The organism is Cupriavidus pauculus, assembly GCF_022179805.1.
GTDB classification, from domain to species: Bacteria; Pseudomonadota; Gammaproteobacteria; order Burkholderiales; family Burkholderiaceae; genus Cupriavidus; species Cupriavidus pauculus_E.
Window position 1 is genome coordinate 134,225 of sequence record NZ_BPUO01000005.1, and the last position, 16,841, is coordinate 151,065.

At 68.5% G+C, this 16,841-nt stretch carries 15 protein-coding genes; 7 read left to right on the plus strand and 8 right to left on the minus strand.

Features of this window, described 5'->3' with window-relative positions; translation table 11 throughout:
• Positions 1-49 precede the first annotated feature (49 nt).
• The 6 genes from MFF62_RS11695 (at position 50) to MFF62_RS11720 (ending at position 6,307) form a co-directional block, all read left to right on the plus strand.
• A complete protein-coding gene (locus MFF62_RS11695; RefSeq protein WP_238263285.1) occupies positions 50-910 on the plus strand; it encodes a fumarylacetoacetate hydrolase family protein in 861 nt (286 codons plus the stop codon).
• Positions 907-1,659 carry an SDR family NAD(P)-dependent oxidoreductase gene (locus MFF62_RS11700; RefSeq protein WP_238263286.1) on the plus strand — a complete coding sequence of 251 codons (753 nt, stop codon included), beginning with the start codon at positions 907-909 and terminating at the stop codon, positions 1,657-1,659. Before MFF62_RS11695 ends, MFF62_RS11700 begins: the two co-directional genes overlap by 4 nt.
• Before the next feature lie 103 nt (positions 1,660-1,762).
• Complete coding sequence (locus MFF62_RS11705) at positions 1,763-3,100, plus strand: MFS transporter (protein WP_238263287.1); 1,338 nt, start codon at positions 1,763-1,765, stop codon at positions 3,098-3,100.
• 16 nt (positions 3,101-3,116) lie between these two features.
• On the plus strand, positions 3,117-4,304 hold the full coding sequence (gene rhmD, locus MFF62_RS11710; protein ID WP_238263288.1) for an L-rhamnonate dehydratase: 1,188 nt from the start codon (positions 3,117-3,119) through the stop codon (positions 4,302-4,304).
• A 360-nt stretch (positions 4,305-4,664) separates the two neighbouring features.
• On the plus strand, positions 4,665-5,546 hold the full coding sequence (locus MFF62_RS11715) for a sensor histidine kinase (RefSeq protein WP_283205341.1): 882 nt from the start codon (positions 4,665-4,667) through the stop codon (positions 5,544-5,546).
• Positions 5,543-6,307: a LytR/AlgR family response regulator transcription factor gene (locus MFF62_RS11720; protein WP_238263290.1), complete on the plus strand. Its 765-nt coding sequence runs from the start codon at positions 5,543-5,545 to the stop codon at positions 6,305-6,307. Before MFF62_RS11715 ends, MFF62_RS11720 begins: the two co-directional genes overlap by 4 nt.
• Before the next feature lie 21 nt (positions 6,308-6,328).
• On the opposite strand, the gene MFF62_RS11725 is transcribed toward MFF62_RS11720, so the two are convergent.
• The 8 genes from MFF62_RS11725 to MFF62_RS11760 all read right to left on the minus strand — a co-directional run bounded on the left by MFF62_RS11725 (position 6,329) and on the right by MFF62_RS11760 (position 15,770).
• Positions 6,329-6,652, minus strand: a complete 324-nt coding sequence (locus tag MFF62_RS11725) for a 2TM domain-containing protein (RefSeq protein ID WP_238263559.1) — start codon at positions 6,650-6,652, stop codon at positions 6,329-6,331.
• Between the two features lie 164 nt (positions 6,653-6,816).
• Positions 6,817-9,063 carry a molybdopterin-dependent oxidoreductase gene (locus MFF62_RS11730; RefSeq protein WP_238263291.1) on the minus strand — a complete coding sequence of 749 codons (2,247 nt, stop codon included), beginning with the start codon at positions 9,061-9,063 and terminating at the stop codon, positions 6,817-6,819.
• Between the two features lie 4 nt (positions 9,064-9,067).
• Positions 9,068-10,027, minus strand: coding sequence for a Bug family tripartite tricarboxylate transporter substrate binding protein (locus MFF62_RS11735; RefSeq protein ID WP_238263292.1), 960 nt, complete (start codon positions 10,025-10,027; stop codon positions 9,068-9,070).
• A 48-nt stretch (positions 10,028-10,075) separates the two neighbouring features.
• Positions 10,076-11,098, minus strand: a complete 1,023-nt coding sequence (locus MFF62_RS11740; RefSeq protein ID WP_238263293.1) for a M14 family metallopeptidase — start codon at positions 11,096-11,098, stop codon at positions 10,076-10,078.
• Entirely contained in the window at positions 11,082-12,305 is a 1,224-nt protein-coding gene (gene metC / locus MFF62_RS11745) for a cystathionine beta-lyase (protein ID WP_238263294.1), read from the minus strand. Before metC ends, MFF62_RS11740 begins: the two co-directional genes overlap by 17 nt.
• Positions 12,306-12,363: 58 nt before the next feature.
• On the minus strand, positions 12,364-13,368 hold the full coding sequence (locus MFF62_RS11750) for a Bug family tripartite tricarboxylate transporter substrate binding protein (RefSeq protein ID WP_404990733.1): 1,005 nt from the start codon (positions 13,366-13,368) through the stop codon (positions 12,364-12,366).
• Positions 13,369-13,431: 63 nt separating this feature from the next.
• Entirely contained in the window at positions 13,432-15,072 is a 1,641-nt protein-coding gene (locus MFF62_RS11755; protein WP_238263295.1) for a rhodanese-like domain-containing protein, read from the minus strand.
• Positions 15,073-15,182: 110 nt separating this feature from the next.
• Entirely contained in the window at positions 15,183-15,770 is a 588-nt protein-coding gene (locus MFF62_RS11760) for a cysteine dioxygenase family protein (RefSeq protein WP_238263296.1), read from the minus strand.
• A gap of 125 nt (positions 15,771-15,895) precedes the next feature.
• Here MFF62_RS11760 and MFF62_RS11765 point away from each other — a divergent pair, with 125 nt between their 5' ends.
• Positions 15,896-16,762, plus strand: coding sequence for a LysR substrate-binding domain-containing protein (locus MFF62_RS11765; RefSeq protein WP_238263297.1), 867 nt, complete (start codon positions 15,896-15,898; stop codon positions 16,760-16,762).
• Positions 16,763-16,841: the final 79 nt, after the last annotated feature.

Sequence of the window (16,841 nt, forward strand, 5' to 3'; positions counted from 1 at the left end):
AGTGCAACGGATGCTTCTCACCCCATCACCATAAAAGACAGGAGACAAGATGAAGCTGATCCGCTACGGCTCGGCCGGCCAGGAACGGCCCGGCCTGATCGACGCCCAGGGGCGCCTGCGCGACCTTTCGGCCCATGTGCCGGACATCGCCGGCGCCGCACTCGCCCCGAACAGCCTCGCCCGGCTTGCCGCCATCGACCCGGCCACGCTGCCGCTGGTGGACGGCTCGCCGCGCATCGGCGCCTGCGTGGGTAACGTGGGCAAGATGATCTGCGTGGGCCTGAACTATTCGGACCACGCCGCCGAGTCGGGCATGCCGATTCCCACCGAGCCGGTGCTGTTCATGAAGGCCACCAGCGCCATCGTCGGCCCGAATGACGATGTCGAGATCCCGCCGCGAGCCGAGAAGGTCGACTGGGAAGTGGAGCTGGGCGTGGTGATCGGCAAGACGGCGCGCTACGTGTCGAAGGCCGATGCGCTGGACTACGTGGCGGGCTACTGCATCGTCAACGACGTCTCCGAGCGCGCCTATCAGCTGGAACGTGGCGGTCAGTGGGACAAGGGCAAGGGTTGCGACACGTTCGGCCCGATGGGCCCGTGGCTGGTCACGCGCGACGAGGTACCCGACGCGCAGGCACTGGAGATGTGGCTCGACGTGGACGGCAAGCGCTACCAGCACGGCAACACCCGCACGATGATCTTCGACGTGCCGACCGTGGTGTCCTACATCAGCCAGTTCATGAGCCTGCAGCCCGGCGACGTCATCTCCACGGGCACGCCGCCCGGCGTGGGCCTGGGCCAGAAGCCGCCGGTGTACCTGACGGTGGGGCAGACCATGCGCCTGGGCATTACCGGCCTGGGTGAACAGCAGCAACGGACCGTGGCAGCCAACGTGGGAGGCGCGCAATGAACCAGCTCGATCTGAAAGGCCGTGTGGCCGTGATTACCGGTGGCGCGCAGGGCATCGGCTACGCCGTGGCAGAACGCATGCTGCAGTCGGGCGCCGTGGTGTCGCTGTGGGACGTCAACGAGGCGCAGTTGACGCGTGCTTGCGAGGCGCTGTCGCGGCTCGGCAAGGTGACCGGCGAGGTCGTGGAACTGACCAACGATGCGGCCGTGGAAGCCGCCACGCAGGCCACCGTGGACAAGCTCGGCCGCATCGATGCGCTGGTCAACAGCGCGGGCATCACCGGCGGCAACGCCACCACGTGGGAGCTTGACCCGTCGGTCTGGCGGCGCGTGATCGAGGTGAACCTGATCGGCACCTACCTGACCTGCCGCGCCGTGGTGCCGCGCATGATGGCGCAGAAGTTCGGGCGCATCGTCAATATCGCGTCGGTGGCGGGCAAGGAAGGCAATCCCAACGCGTCGCACTACAGCGCGTCCAAGGCCGGCGTGATCGGCCTGACCAAGTCGCTGGGCAAGGAACTGGCCCAGAGCGGCGTGCTGGTGAACGCGGTGACGCCCGCCGCGGCGCGCACGCCGATCTTCGATTCGATGAGCGAGCAGCACATCGCGTTCATGCTGTCGAAGATCCCGATGGCGCGCTTTCTCGAAGTGGACGAAGCCGCCGCCATGATAGCCTGGCTGACGACCGAGGACTGCGCGTTCAGCACGGGCGCGGTCTTCGACCTCTCGGGCGGCCGCGCCACCTACTGAACCCGGATCGACAGGCATAGACCCCGGCGCACGCACGCCGGGGCGGCTACCTCAACCCATGCGCCCGGGCCGTCAGGGCTCCGGCGCAGAGGAGACACTCGTCATGACCACCCATCGTTCGGGCGCCAGCCTGGATTCCGTCACGGCCAAGGCCATCGCGCGCCTGGTGCCGTTCCTGCTGCTGATGTACGTGCTGGCATTTCTGGATCGCGCCAATATCGGCTTTGCCAAGAAGGCGTTCCAGCTCGACACCGGCATCTCCGACGCGATGTTCGCGCTCGGCGCCGGTGTGTTCTTCCTGGGGTACGCGCTGCTGGAAGTGCCCAGCAACCTGATCATGCACCGCGTGGGCGCGCGTATCTGGATGTGCCGCATCATGGTGACGTGGGGCCTGGTGTCCGCCGCGCTGATGTTCGTGCATAGCGAGACCGCGTTCTACACGCTGCGCTTCCTGCTGGGCGTGGCCGAGGCGGGCTTCTTCCCGGGCGTCATCTACTACCTGACCAAGTGGTTTCCGGCCAGCTCGCGCACGCGGGTGATGGGCCTGTTCTACTTCGGCGCGCCGCTGGCCTTCATCTTCGGCAGCCCGTTGTCAGGCCTGCTGCTGGAATTCGACGGCATGATGGGCCTGAAGGGCTGGCAATGGCTGTTCCTGGTGGAAGGGCTGCTGGCCAGCGTGGTGGGCGTGTGGGCCTACTGGTACCTGGACAACGACCCGCGCGATGCACGCTGGCTCAATGCCGACGAGCGCGAGGCGCTGGCGCGGGCCATCGAAAGCGAGGAGCAGCACAAGGCCGCGCATGGCCCCAGCACCGTGCTGCGCGCACTGGGCAACGGGCGCGTGCTGTTCTTGGCGCTGATCTACTTCCTGATCCAGGCCAGCGTCTACGGCGTGGTGTTCTATCTGCCGACGCAGGTGGCGGCGCTGCTGGGCAAGAAGGTGGGCTTCGAGGTGGGGCTGGTCACGGCGATTCCCTGGGTGTGCGCGCTCGTGGCGGCATGGCTGCTGCCGCGCCTGGCCGAGCGCCATGGCAACCACGCACGGCTGGCGCTGGCCACGCTGGTGGTGTCGGCGGCGGGTATCGCGCTGTCCGTGCATACGGCATCGCCGATGCTGGCGCTGGTGGCGCTTTGCTTCGCCGCTGCCGGGTTCATCGCGGTGCAGCCGCTGTTCTGGACATTTCCCACCAACTACCTGGGCGGCGCGGCCGCGGCGGGCGGCATCGCGCTGATCAATTCGCTGGGCGCGCTGGGCGGCTTCGTGGCGCCCAACCTCAAGACCTGGGCCGAGCACGCGTTTGCGTCGTCGTCGGCCGGCATGAACCTGCTGGCGGCCGTGACGGTGCTGGCCGGGCTGCTGTTCCTGGGCCTGCGCGGCACGCAGGCTGCGGCCGGGTCGCAGCCCGCGCCGAATGCGCCCAAGCATCGCCAATTTTCCTGATCCTGGAGTCCGCAAGATGAACATGCCCACCATCCGGCACGTCCGTGCCTTCACGCTGCGTGGCGCCGGCGCCGATTACCACGACCAGGGCGCCGGGCACTGGATCGACGACCATATCGCCACGCCGATGTCACGCTACCCGGAATACCGCCAGAGCCGGCAGAGCTTCGGCATCAACGTGCTGGGCACGCTGGTGGTGGAGATCGAGGCCAGCGACGGCACCGTGGGGTTTGCCGTCACCACTGGCGGCGAACTTGGCTGCTGGATCGTCGAGAAACACCTGGCGCGCTTTATCGAAGGCCAGAAGGTAACCGACATCGAGAAGATCTGGGACCAGATGTTCAACGCCACGCTGTACTACGGGCGCAAGGGCATCGTGCTCAATACGATCTCGGGCGTGGACCTGGCGCTGTGGGACCTGCTGGCCAAGGTACGCCGCGAGCCCGTGCACGCGCTGCTGGGCGGACCGGTGCGCGACGAGTTGCAGTTCTATATGACTGGCGCGCGGCCGGATTTCGCCAAGTCGCAGGGCTTTATCGGCGGCAAGATGCCGCTGCACCATGGCCCGGCCGAAGGCGAGGCGGGATTGCGCAAGAACCTGGAGCTGCTGGGCCAGATGCGCGAGGCGTGCGGCCCGGACTTCTGGCTCATGTACGACTGCTGGATGAGCCTCGACGTGGAGTACGCCACGCGGCTGGCGCAGGCCGCGTATCACGAGTTCGGACTCAAGTGGATCGAGGAAGCGCTGCCGCCCGACGACTACTGGGGCTATGCCGAACTGCGCCGCAACGTGCCGCGCGGCATGCTGGTGACCACCGGCGAGCACGAGGCCACACGCTGGGGCTTCAGGATGCTGCTGGAAATGGGCTGCTGCGACATCATCCAGCCCGACGTGGGCTGGTGTGGCGGCATCACCGAACTGATCCGCATCTCGGCGCTGGCTGACGCGCACGGCAAGCTCGTGGTGCCGCACGGGTCGTCGGTCTACAGCTACCACTTTGTGATCACGCGCCACAACAGCCCGTTTGCCGAGTTCCTGAACATGTCGCCGGGCGCCGACCAGATCGTGCCGATGTTCGACCCGCAGTTGCTTGATGAGCCGGTGCCGGTGAACGGCCGGATGAAGGCGTCGGCGCTGGACGCGCCGGGCTTTGGCGTGCGGCTGAATCCGGAGCTGCCGCTGCACCGGCCGTATCCCCGGTAGGAAGGTGCCGCCTTTTTTTTGCTCCCCTCTCCCGCATGGCGGGAGAGGGGGTGGGGTGAGGGCCGGGCGGTGGAAATTGCGACCCCCGCCGGCAAGCAGAACCTCGCTGCCCTCACCCCCAACCCCTCTCCCACGTTGTGGGAGAGGGGAGCAAAAACCGCCGCAACCATTCACGCCGCCTGCCTGACACCCACACCGGATTCCTGTCGATCCGCGCTTTTCCCGTGTCGGCGCGCGCCGCCCGGTGGTAATCTCGCGGCAACTCCACGTCCCGCGTCCCCCGTCACCTTGCGTCCCGTCGATCCCGATCTCTGGCGTACGCCCGCCGACCAGCGCGCCTACCTGGACGCGCGCCGCCGCGTGCGTGCGCTGCGTTTCTTCTACATGCACGCGCTGGTGTATGTGGGTGTCAATGCGGTGTTGGTGGCCTACAACGTGCTCGCGGCGCCGGCCCGGCCGTGGGCGCACGCGCCGCTGATGGGCTGGGGCATTGGCCTGGCGGTGCACGGCATCATGACCTGGGGCCGCGTCGGGCTGCTGGGCCGCAACTGGGAAGAGCGCAAGATCGCCGAGTACATGGCGCGCGACCAGGTGCGCACGCTGTCCACCGAGAAGCAGCTTGTCGAAGCCCAGATGCGGCTGCTGCAGGCCCAGATCGAGCCGCACTTCCTGTTCAACACGCTGGCCAACGTGGTGAGCCTGATCGAGCCGGCGCCCGCCCGCGCCACGCTGATGCTCGAACACTTCATCGCCTACCTGCGTGCGTCGCTGGCGGCCAGCCGCGCCACGCAGGGCACGGTCGCGCAGGAGGCGCGGCTGCTGCGCGACTACCTGGCGCTGATCAAGATCCGCATGGGCGACCGCCTGCGCTACACCGTGGACGTGGACGCGTCGCTGGACGCGGTGCCGCTGGCGCCGATGCTGCTGCAGCCCGTGGTGGAAAACGCGGTCAAGCACGGGCTGGAGCCCAAGATCGAAGGCGGCCAGCTGGTCGTCAAGGTGGAGCGGCACGGCACGCGCATGCTGGCCACGATCGAGGACGACGGCATGGGCTTCAAGCCGGGCGGCAACGCCGGGGTGGGCCTGACCAACCTGCGCGAGCGGCTGGCCGTGCTGTACGACGGCGCGGCCCACGTGCGGATCGAGGACCGCGCGCCGGGCACGGCGGTGCTGATCGAGATTCCGCTGCCTCATTCCCCACAATCACCCCAGCAGCCCCGACCCAACGGAAACCCCGCATGAATCCCACCGCGCTGATTGCCGACGACGAGGAACACCTGCGCGCGCACCTGCGCGGCAAGCTGGCCCGGCTCTGGCCCGAGCTGGAGATCGTGGCCGAGGCGGCCAACGGCGTGGAGGCGGCCGACGCCATCGCGCGGCTGGCGCCGGCCGTGGCGTTCCTCGATATCAAGATGCCGGGGTTGTCGGGGCTGGAGGTAGCGCAGGGCATCGAAACCGATACACGGCTGGTGTTCGTCACCGCCTACGACGAATTCGCACTCGATGCGTTCGAGCGCGCAGCGGTGGACTACCTGGTCAAGCCGGTCAACGACGAACGGCTGGGCCGCACCATCGAGCGGCTGCGGCGCGCGCTGCAGGACGCCGCGCCGCCGCCGGAACTGGCCCAGCTACTGAGCCAGTTGACCCGCGCGCAGCAGCCGCGCGCCGACAGCGCCGGCCCGTTGCGCTGGGTGCGCGCCAGCCGGGGCAATACCACCAGCCACGTGCCGATCCAGGACGTGCTGTTCTTCCAGAGCGATGACAAATACGTGGTGGTGCATACGCGCGAGGGCGAGCACCTGATCCGCACCCCGCTGCAGGAACTGATCGACGGGCTGGACCCGGAGGTTTTCTGGCAGGTGCACCGGTCCACCATCGTCAACATGGAGCATGTGGCTGGCACGCGGCGCGACGACTCGGGGCGGTTGTTCGTGCGGATGCGCGGCAGCGACACCGAGTTGCCGGTGTCGCGCGCCTATGTGCACAGGTTCAGGCAGATGTGACCGCCTTCACCGAGGCGAGGATTACTGCCGGTCCATGAATTCCTGGATCTTGCGGGACTCCCAGTCGCGGCCCCAGCGCGACAGCCGCGTCCAGACCAGGATGCCGTGCACGGCCAGCCCGAAGCCCCAGGCCAGCGTCATGTTCAGCGGCGCCGGCCAGCCCGAGGCCATGTGGCTGGACCACGACGGCGACGGGAAGTAGGCGTAGCGCAGCCATACCCAGCTATTCACCACCACATAGACCAGCAGGTGGATATACCAGCCGCGCAGCGCCCGCATCATGCGGCGGGCGCGCCAGTAGGCCCAGGCCTGGTCGTCGTCGGATTTCGGGAAGGGAGGGTGCATGTGTCGCATGGCTCGTTTCCTTTGGGGTCAATGCCGTTGCAATGCCCAAGTTATAAGCCACGCGCAGCGCACTTGCCAGGAGCAGGGGCTGAATCGACGGGTTTGCGGCGCCAGCGACGGCAGCCCGGCGCGAATGAAGGCCGAATCGCCAGTCCGCTAATCCGCTATTCAGCCCGCGATACCTCCACCAGGCAACTCATGGCGTTCGGTCCCTGGGTCAGGTCTGACGTGCCGATATCAAGCGTCAGTGTATTGGCGGCCCCGGCCCGGTCCACGCCCTCGGCATCGGGGTCGTACCAGGCGCCGGTGGCGATCATCGCCACGCCGCGCGCCACGCCGTCACTGACCGCCAGCCCGGCCGCCAGCGTGCCACGCGCGTTGTGCACACGCACCCGCATGCCGGGGTGCAGGCCACGTGCCGCTGCGTCGGCCGGATGCAGGGTGATGCGTTCGGCACCGGCGATCTTGCCCGACTGCGCCAGCGGCGCGGGGTCCAACTGGCTGTGCAGGCGGTCGGCGGGCTGCACCGACACCAGGTGCAGCGGATGGCGTCGCGCTTCCGGAGCGCCCAGCCATTCCACCGGCGGCTGCCAGTGCGGATGGGTGCCGCAATCTTCGGACAGGCGCCCGAGCGTGGGGCTGGACAGCTCGATGCGGCCGCTCGGCGTGCGCAGCGGATTTGCCTGCGGGTCACGGCGGAAATCGTCGAACAGCACAAAGTCTTCGGTGGGCGCGGGCAGCGCCACGTGTCCGGTGCGCCAGAACGCGTCGAAATCGGGCAGTTCGATGCCGGCGCGCGCCTGGGCTTCGCGGCACCGCGCATAGATGGCGTCGATCCAGCCGCGCTCGTCGTGGCCTTCGGTGAACGCCTGGCGATAGCCAAGCCGGTCGGACAGGTCCGTGAAGATATCGAGGTCGCTGCGCGCCTGGTGCAGCGGCGCGATGGCCTGGTGCATGGCCAGCACGTAGCGGTCGCGCGACGACCCGCCGATGTCGTTGCGTTCGAGCGCCGTGGTCACCGGCAGCACGATGTCGGCGTGGCGCGCGGTGGCCGTCCAGCAGATGTCCTGCACGATCACGGTCTGCGGACGCGCCCAGGCCTGGCGCAGCCGCGCCAGTTGCTGATGGTGGTGGAACGGGTTGCCGCCGGCCCAGTGCACCAGCTTGATGTCGGGGTAGTGGCGTGTCTCGCCCTTGAAGCGGTACGCGGTGCCGGGATTCAGCAGCATGTCAGAGAGCCGCGCGCACGGAATGTCGAGCCCGGCCGGATTGCGGCCCACCGGCATCTCGGGGCCCGGCGTGGCTACGCGCGGATTGCCCACGCCGTTCATCGAGCCATGCCCGAAGCCGAAACCGCCACCGGGCAGGCCGATCTGCCCCAGCATGGCCGCCAGCGCAATCGCCATCCAGTACGGCTGCTCGCCGCGATGCTGGCGCTGCACGGCAAAGCTGCAGGTCAGGTAGCTGCGCTTGCCGGCCAGTTGCGCCGCCAGCCGCTCGATCCGTTCGGCCGGAATGCCGGTGATCGCCGCGGCCCAGCCGGCTGTCTTGGGCACGCCGTCGGCGCGGCCCAGCAGGTACGCTTCGAGTTCGGCCCAGCCGCTGCAGTGCGATTGCAGGAAATCCGCGTCGTGCGCGCTGGCGCGGCATAGCTCGCCGGCCAGCGCCAGCATCAGCGCCACGTCGGTGCCGGGCCGGATCGGAATCCACTCGGCGCCCAGGAAATCAGGGCAGTCGTCGCGCGTGGGGCTGATGTTGATGACCGTGGCGCCGCTGGCGGCCAGCTTGCGCAGCCACGACTCCTGCGTGTGTTCGGCCGCGCCGCCCGACGACACCTGGCCATTCTTGAGCGCGAGGCCGCCGAACGCCAGGAACACCTCGGTATGCGCGATCAGGCTGGGCCATGCGGTGACGCGGCCGGTCAGCGGCCGGTCGGTGCCGATCACATGCGGCAGCAAAAACTGCGCGGTGCCCCAGCTATAGTTGCCCACCTGGTCCACACACCCGCCGCCCGCGAAATGAAAGCGCCGGATCAGCGAGCGGGCATGATGCAGCCGCCCGGCCGAAGACCAGCCATACGATCCGCCGAACACGCCCGACGGCCCGTAGGTATCGCGGACGCGGGCGATTTCACCGGCGACGAGGTCCAGCGCTACCTCCCACGACACCTCGACGAATTCGTCCCGGCCGCGGGCATGGCCGTCGCTGGCCTCACGTTGCGCCAGCCAGCCGCGCCGCACCATCGGCGTACGGATGCGCGTGGGCGAATAGACCATCGGCGCAATCGAGTCCAGCAGCGGCGACGGATTGGGGTCGGCCGCGAATGGTTCGCAGCGGACCAGCCGGCCATCCTCGACGACGGCGGTGAAGGCGCCCCAGTGGGCCAGTTGCGGGTAACGGCGGACGGTCACGGTATCAGTCGCCCTGGATGCCGGCCTTGCGGATCAGATCGCCCCATTTGGCGCGCTCGGTATCGAGCAGCTTGCCGAACTGCTGCGGCGTGTCAGACGTGGCATCCATGCCGGACACTGCCAGGCGCTGGCGGATGTCGGGGTCGGCCATCACCTTGACCAGCGCCTTGTTCAGTTGCGCGACGATCTCGGGCGGGGTGCCGGCCGGCGCCACCAGGCCGTACCAGTTGGTCACCTCGTAGCCGGGCACGCCGGCTTCGGCCACCGTGGGCACGCCCGGAAACTGCGCCGACCGCTTGGCGGTGGTCACGGCCAGCGCGCGCAGCTTGCCCGAGGCGATCAGCGGCTTGGCGGACGGATCGGAGAACGTGATCGGCACCACGCCGCCCATCACGTCGGTCAGCGCTGGCGTGGTGCCCTTGTACGGCACGTGCTGCATCTGCACGCCGGCCAGCATCTTGAACTGCTCGGCCGCGATCTGGCCGATGGTGCCGTTGCCGCCCGACGCGTACGAGAACTTGCCGTTGGCGCTGCGCACGGCGGCCAGCAGGCCCTGCACGTCCTTGTAGGGCGTATCGGCGCCGGTGACCAGCACGTTGGGCATCGTCACCAGCAGGCTCACCGGCGCGAAATCTTTCAGCGGGTCGTAGTTGAGCTTGCGCAGGTTGGGCCAGATCGTGAAGGAACCCGGCGTGGCCACGTAAAGCGTATAGCCGTCGGGCGCGGACTTGGCCACGATGTCGGTGGCGATCAGGCCGCCGGCGCCGGGTCGGTTGTCGATGATGACGTTGGCCTTGAGCTGCTCGGACAACGCCGGGGCCACGGCGCGCGCCAGCGCATCGGCGCCGCCGCCGGGCGGGAAGCCGACCACCATGCGGATCGGCTTGGATGGATCAGGCCAGGCGGCATGGGCCAGTGGGGTCAGCAGGGCAAGGCTCAGAACAAGGGCGCGGCGGGCAAACATGGTGATACTCCGGCAGGCAAACAATGAAAGCGGTAGGGCGGGCTCAGATCAGCGAGATGGTGTCTCTACGGTGTCCCATTCCCACGCCACGAACGCCAGGCGCTCGCCGGTGTGGACCACGGGGTCGCTGCGCAGGCCGATCAGCACGCCGTCGCGCGGCAAGGGCTTCACCGGCGTGAGCGAGGCGTCGAGCTTGAGCGTGTCGCCGATCGACGCGCCTTCGCGCACCAGGTCGCCGGCACGCGCGGCTGGAATGAACAGGCCCCCTTCGTCGGCGGTGATCCAGCCGCGCCGCGTTACGCGCCGCAGGGTGGTGGCGGCGGGCTTTGGCGCGGGGCCGTCGAGAATGCCCATCTGTACCGCCAGCGTGTGGAATCCGGTCTCGGCCACGGCGATGTTGTTGGCTTCGAAGCGGCTGCCGCTGCCCAGTTCGAGCATGAACGCGCAGACCCCGGCGGCCAGGCACTGGTAGTCGAGCGCGCCGGCGATGTTGCCGGGCAGTTCGCCTTTGCCGCCCACGTCCTGCTGGCAGGCCACGTGCGGATGGAACGGCGCCATCGCCGCCAACACGTCGGCTTCGCTTACGTTGCTGCCCGGATGCACCTTGTAGACAGTGTACGGTCGCGCATCGAACAGCGGGTTCATCGTATGCAGGTTGATCAGCACGTCGGCCACGCCGCGCACCTCGCTGATCAGCGCGTGCGCCAGACGCTCGGACACCAGGCCACCGGCATTGCCGGGATAGGTCTGGTCCAGGTCCAGTTCATCGTACGGATTGCGCTTGCGCCGCGCATCGAGCGCCTGCGGGTTGCCGGTGGGCGTGACCACCACGTTGCCGCGCATGGTGGCGGGGTCCAGGCTGCGCGCAAAGCGCAACGCGGCCACCATGCCGTTGATCTCGTCGCCGTGCACCTGGCCATGCAGCCAGAGCGTGCGGCCCGGGTGGGCGCCGCGTACGGCCACGTAAGGCAGCGTGACGGCCATGCCCGAGGCCATCGAGCCGACGGGCAACTGGCCGCTGGTGCGGGCGGGGCCGGATTGCTGGCGCAGCCAGTCACCGATGATAGGCATGGGACTTGTCCTTTTCTGGGGATTCGATGGGAGCGATGGTGGCAATGGCGGCAAATGCCTGGTCGAGGTCGGCCAGCAGGTCGGGCACCGCTTCCAGGCCGATATGCAGGCGGATCACGGTGCCGTGCGCCGACCAGTCCGTGACGCTGCGCGCGCGGCGCATGTCGGCCAGCACGGCCAGGCTTTCGAAGCCGCCCCACGATGCGCCGATGCCGAACAGTTCGAGGCTGTCGACAAAGCGTTCCGGGGCCACCGGGGCCTGCGAACGCAGCGTGAACGACAGCAGGCCGTTGGTGCCGTGGCAGTCGCGCTGCCACAGTGCGTGGTTGGGATCGTGCGGCAGCGCGGGGCAGAACACCTCAGCCACTTCAGGGCGGTCGAGCAGCCACTGCGCCACGGCCAGCGCGCCGGCCTGATGCTGCGCGAGCCGCGCGCCAAGCGAGCGGATGCCGCGCTGCACCAGGTAGGCGTCGTCGGGGCTGACCGTCATGCCGAATGCGTCGGCCATCGTGGCCAGCGGTTGCCAGGCGGCCTCGGTGGTGCAGACCGTGCCCATCATCACGTCGGAATGGCCGCCCAGGTACTTGGTGGCGGCCATCAGCGAGATATCGGCGCCCAGCGTCAGCGGGCGGTAGATCATGCCCGAGCCCCACGTGTTGTCGGCCGCCACCAGCGCGCCGTGCGCATGGGCACGGGCCGCCAGCGCGGGCAGGTCGCACATTTCATAGACCAGCGAGCCGGGCGCTTCCACGTAGACCAGGCGCGTCTCGGGACGCAGCTTCGCGTCCAGGTCGGAGCCATCGGCCGCGTAGAAGTCCGCCGCGATGCCGTGCTGGCGCAGGAAGCCGTTGGCCAGGTTGCGCACCGGCTCGTACACGCAGTCGGGCAGCAGCACATGCTGGCCGGGGCGCACATAGGCCAGGATGGTCATGGCGGCAGCAGCCAGGCCCGACGGAAACAGCCGCGTGCGATGGCCGCCTTCGAGCGTGGTCACCATGTCTTCGAGCGCGAAGTTGGTGGGATTGCCGCGCGCGCCGTAGGTGAACAGGCGTTCCGAGTCGCGGCGCGCGCGCATCTCGCGCTGCTGCGCCACGGACTCGAACAGCACGGTGCTGGCACGCACCACGGGTGGGTTGACCGGCTGGCCGCCGGGCACGCTGGCGGTGCGGCCGGCGTGGGCGATACGTGTGGAGAGCGCTTTCGTCATGGCTTGCCTGTGGGTTGCCGCTTGATGTGTGGGGACAGTCGCAAGGCGCGTGCCCGCGTCAGTCGACGTGCGCGCCGGAGATCTTCACGATCTGCGACCAGCGCGCGATGTCCTGCTTCAGCTGCGCGGCGAACGCATCGGAGCTGTTGGCCACCACGTCGCTGCCGCCTTCGTTGATGGTTTTCACCACGTCGGGCATCTGCAGCACCTGCACGATGGCGCGGTTCAGCAGCGCCACGCGTTCGGGCGACGTGCCCGCCGGCACGAAGAAGCCGTACCAGTCCTCGAAGCGTGCATTGCGATAGCCCAGTTCTTCAAGCGTCGGCACCTTGGTGAATACCCCGAGGCGGCGCGGGCTGGTGACGGCCAGCGCACGCATGCGACCGGTCTGGATGAAGCCGGCCACCGACGACGTGGACGTGATCAGCACGTCGACCTGCCCACCCAGCAGGTCGTTGATGGCAGGTCCCGCGCCCTTGTACGGCACATGCTGCAGCCCGACGTTGCTGTCCTTGTCCAGCACCACGCCCACCAGGTGCGACAACGTGCCGTTGCCCGGCGTGGCGTAGGTGATCTTCTGCGGCTGTGCCTTGGCCTGCGTGGCCAGTTCCTCGAACGTCTTCCACGGCGCGTTGGCCGATACCACGATGGCCAGCGGGGCCGCGTTGATCTGCGTGACCGGAATGAACTGCTTGACCGGATCGAAGCCAGGCGAGCGGTACAGCGTCGGGTTGACCGCCATGATCGACACCTGCGAGGTCAGCACCGTATAGCCGTCGGCCTTGGCCTCCGCCACGTAGCGCGTGCCGATGTTGCCGCCCGCGCCGCCGCGGTTGTCGGTGACCGCGCTCTGGCCCAGCACCTGGGACAGGCGCGTGGCCACGACGCGCGTCACTGCGTCGTTGCCGCCACCAGCCGGGAACGGCGAGACGATCCGCAGCGGCTGCGACGGAAAGCCGTTGACGGCCGGCAGCGGCTGCTGCGCCAGCGCGGCGCTGGACAGCGTGACCGCGCATGCGGCAACCAGGTACTGCGACAGACGGTATGACATCGGACGGAACATGGGGGGCGACCTCGTTCTTCTATGGCAGGTTGGAAAGGGTTTGGTGCGTGGGGTGCGGGTGCGTCAGTCGAGCGATGGAAAGCGGAACGTGGCCAGTTCGTGCGCGTCGAGCTGGGCGATCAGGCCCGTTTCCCACGCCAGGTACTGGCGCGCGGCGGCCTTGTTGCCGTCGTGGCGGTCATGCACGAAAAACAGGTAGTCGATGCAGCGCGCATCGGGCAGCGTGTCGGCGCCTTCGCGCACCGCGTGGCCGGCTTCGCGCCATGCCCGCAGGCCGCCGCGCAGGCGGCGCAGGTCGCGGTATCCAAGCGCCTGCAGGTCGGCTGCGGCCAGTTCGGCGGGATCGTCCGCGTCCGCGTCGCCGATCAGCACCAGCGTGGTGTCGTGCGGCACGCCGCGCAGGTCTTGCGCCAGCCGCGCACGGGTGGCCCAGCGCGAGCCTGCGACATGCCCGGCGCGATAGGTCATGCTCCCGCGCAGGTCCAGCGCCAGCATCGACTGCGTGCTCAGGCCCGCGGCAAGCTGGTCGGCGGTAACGGCGGGCAGTGCGGTGACTTCGTGCGCGGGACCGGACGCGGCGCGCAGGCCGGCGGCGAGCCCGGCTTCGAGGCCACCGGTCAGCACCACGGCGTCATGGCCCATCTGGCGCAGCCAGCTCGCCACCAGCGGCGCACGCACGCCATCGGCGTCGAACAGCACCAGCCGTGCGCGGCGTACGCCCACGTACTGGTCCGTGGCCTGCATCAACTGGCCGCCAGGGGTGTGTTGCGCGCCGGGCAGCGATTGCGCGGCGTATTCCTCGGCGGTGCGCACGTCGCACAGGAACGTGCTGCGTTGGGCGTCGGCCAGCCATGCGGCGGCCTGGGCGGTGTCGATATGCGGCACGTCGAAGCGCTGCGTCAGCGCTTGCGCGGCGTCGCGCGCGGCGTCGAGTCCTTGCGGCTGGCCGTTGTCCGGATAGCGCGCGGTGCCGCCGTGTTCCAGCGTGAAATCGTTCAGGTACCAGCCCTGCGTGCCGTTTTCCAGCGCGTAGACGGGGTTGGCCACGCCGAAGTTGATCAGCGACTGCGCACCGATGATGCTGCGCGTGCGGCCGGCGCAATTGATGACGATGGGCGTGGTGGTGTCGGGCACCAGGTCGCGGATCCGGTAGGCCAGTTCGCCGTTGGGGCAGCAGATCGCGCCCGGAATATTCATCTTGCGGAATTCGCTGGTCGGACGGCCGTCGAGTACCACGGGCGCGTTGGGGCCGGCCTGCATCTCGGCCAGTTGCTGGGCCGTGACGCGCGGGGTGTGATAGTGGTGCTCGGCCAGTTCGCCGAAGGTCTTCGACGGCAGGTTCACGCCGGCAAACAGCGTGTAGCCGGCGGCGCGCCAGGCCGGCATGCCACCGGTCAGCACGAACAGGTTCGTGTAGCCAAGGCGGGCCAGCGCGGCGGCGGCGGACTGCGCCACGCCATCGCCGTCGTCGGCCAGTACGATGCGCGTGCCGAGGCGGGGCGCCAGGCGTCCGGCATCGAGTTCGAGGCGGCTGTAGGGCAGGGGAACCGCGTAGAACGGATGGCCCTCGCCGTACTGGCCGTGTTCACGCACGTCGAACAGCGCGATCTCGTCGGCATCGTGCAACCAGCCCTTGAGGGTCACGGCATCCACGGCGGAGAAGGCGGTCCGGGCAGCTTGGGCGGTTTGGGTAGCCTGGGTCATGAAATTTTGGGCAAAAGGGGGTCCGTCCTCGCGCCGGGCAGGGCATGGCGGAGGTGCCGGGGGGTGTTCTCAGGAGTCGGGGCGGGCATGCCGCCCCGTCAGGCAGCGGTCTAGCGGCGGGTCTGGACGCCCACGTTCATGACCTGGCAGCGACCCGTTTCCAGGTCGAAGGTCAGCCGTTCGGTCAGCGTTTCGAGCGAGCGGCCGTACATGTGCAGATGGCGGATCACGGATTCGCCGCGGATTTCCACCGCGTGGATGTCGTCGGGCAGCAGCGCGATGCCGTGGCGCGGACCCACTTCGACGGTGCGGTCGTGTTCGAGCGTGCCGACGCCGGGCTGGCTGCCGTCGTCCGTGCGGTTGTAGACGTCGTTGAACTCCACGCCGCTCACGCCGGCCACGCAGGCCCACGTGGTGTGGTTGTGCGGCGGAATGCGCTTGCCGGGCCGCATCACGTTCAGGTACAGCGCGTAGGTCTGGCCCGGATCTTCAGCGATCAGGTAGCGCGCCTGGCGCTCGTTGGCCTCGGGCGGCGGATAGTCGGCTTCGCCCCAGAATTCGGTGCGGGCGGCCAGGTCTTCCACCAGCGGCAGCACCTGGGCCAGGCTGGTGCGGGTGACACCGCCTTTGTCTACGATATTCCTAATGGATTCGATGGTGTCGCCGACGGCGTTCTGGCGCTGTTCTGCGAGGGACATGGTGCGATCAATCCTTGCAATCTCGGTTTTTCGGGGGTAGAACGTTGCTTCGTGTTTCACTGTAATGAACACCTGTCCTGAAAACCACTTAATGCGCGACGAAAATCCATTAGCGCGGCTAATGAATGCGTAATCTCGATCTGGACCTGCTCCGCACCCTTGTGGCGATTGCGGATCATGAAACGTTTGGCGCCGCGGCCGAGGCCGTGCAGCGGACCCAGTCGGCGGTCACCCAGCAGATGCAGCGGCTCGAAGAGCAGCTCGGGCTGGCGCTGTTCGAGCGGCACGGCCGGGGCAAGCAGTTCACGCGGCACGGCAAGAAGCTGCTGGAGTATGCGCGCCAGTTGCTCAGCACCAACGACGAGGCGCTGCGCGTGCTGCGCGAGGGCGACCTGACCGGGTCCCTGCGGATTGGTGCGCCGCACGATGTGGCCGATACGCTCCTGCCCGTGCTGCTGTCGCATATCGCGCGGTCGTCGCCGGCACTGCGGCTGGAAATCCACGTGGGAAGAAGTCCGTTCCTGATGGAATCGCTGCGGCGCGGCGAGATCGACCTGACGGTGTCCACCCGCGAGGACAGTGGGCTCGAAGGCATCGTGCTGCGTACCACGCCCACGATCTGGGTCTGCGCGGCCGACTTCGTCTACGAGCGCGGCACGCCCGTGCCGCTGATCCTGGCCGACGAGCCCAGCCTGTTCCGCAAGCTGTCGCTCGAAGCGCTGACGCAGGCGGGTGTGCCCTGGCGCATCGCTTACCTGGCGCCGAGCCTGATCGGCATCAAGGCGGCGCTGCGCGGCGGGCTGGGCATCACGGCGCGCAGCATCGACCTGCTGCAGGCGGACATGCGCATCCTCGGGGAGTCCGACGGACTGCCGCGGCTGCCCGATGTCACCTACTACCTGTGGGCACGTCCCAATGCGGTCAATCCTGTCGCGCGACATGTGTTCTCGATGCTCAAAACGGCCTTGCAGCGCGGACTCGCCGGCGCCTGACGTTTTTCCGGGGCGGTTGCAAAGACGTGATCGTAGGGCGGCGCGCGCAGGCCGCGAACGAAGAAGATCGCGTATCGAT